Origin of the sequence: Homoserinimonas sedimenticola (assembly GCF_026094475.1) — a bacterium.
Lineage (GTDB): Bacteria > Actinomycetota > Actinomycetes > Actinomycetales > Microbacteriaceae > Homoserinimonas > Homoserinimonas sedimenticola.
Genome location: NZ_JAPELL010000005.1, coordinates 1 through 542, shown reverse-complemented (window position 1 = coordinate 542; position 542 = coordinate 1). Strand labels below are relative to the sequence as shown.

Genomic DNA, 542 nt, shown 5'->3' with positions numbered 1-542 from the left:
CGAGAACACCACCTTCGACAGCTCCGATTTCCGCAACACCGTCCCCCGCTTCTCGCCCGAGAACCGCAGGGCGAACCAGGCGGTGGTGGAGCTGATCGGCCGGATCGCGGCGAAGAAGAAGGCGACCCCCGCGCAGATCGCGCTCGCCTGGGTGCTCGCGCAGGAGGCCTGGATCGTGCCCATCCCCGGCACCACCAAGCTTCACCGCCTGGAGGAGAACCTCGCCGCGGCGGGCGCCTCACCGACGAGGTGTAAGGAAGGGCCCCTTCCTAACGCCTCCGGTAGAGGAAGGGCCCCTTATTAACAGTCGCCGCCCGGTGGGACGGGCCGGTGACGGCGGTACGGGCCCCAGCCGACGAAGCGGGCGAACATGTCGGCCGGGGCCGGCGCGTCGTTCGGGTTCAGCCGGTAGAGGTCGCGCGTGGCCTCGTACAGCAGCCCGCACAGGTAGATGGACAGCCCGATCCGGTTGTCCTCGTACTCGCCGCGCAGCAGCAGGCGGGCCATCGGGCACGGCCACGGCTGGCCGCAGGCCCGGCAAC

General features: G+C 70.5%; 2 protein-coding genes. One reads left to right on the top strand and one right to left on the bottom strand.

The window, feature by feature from the left end; all coding sequences use genetic code 11:
* A partial coding sequence (locus OH146_RS13605; protein WP_265161735.1) for an aldo/keto reductase occupies positions 1 to 304 on the top strand: 304 nt, incomplete at its 5' end.
* Here the strand turns inward: OH146_RS13605 and OH146_RS13600 are convergent.
* A partial coding sequence (locus OH146_RS13600) for a hypothetical protein (protein WP_265161732.1) occupies positions 301 to 542 on the bottom strand: 242 nt, incomplete at its 5' end. The two genes, OH146_RS13605 and OH146_RS13600, sit on opposite strands and share 4 nt — an antisense overlap.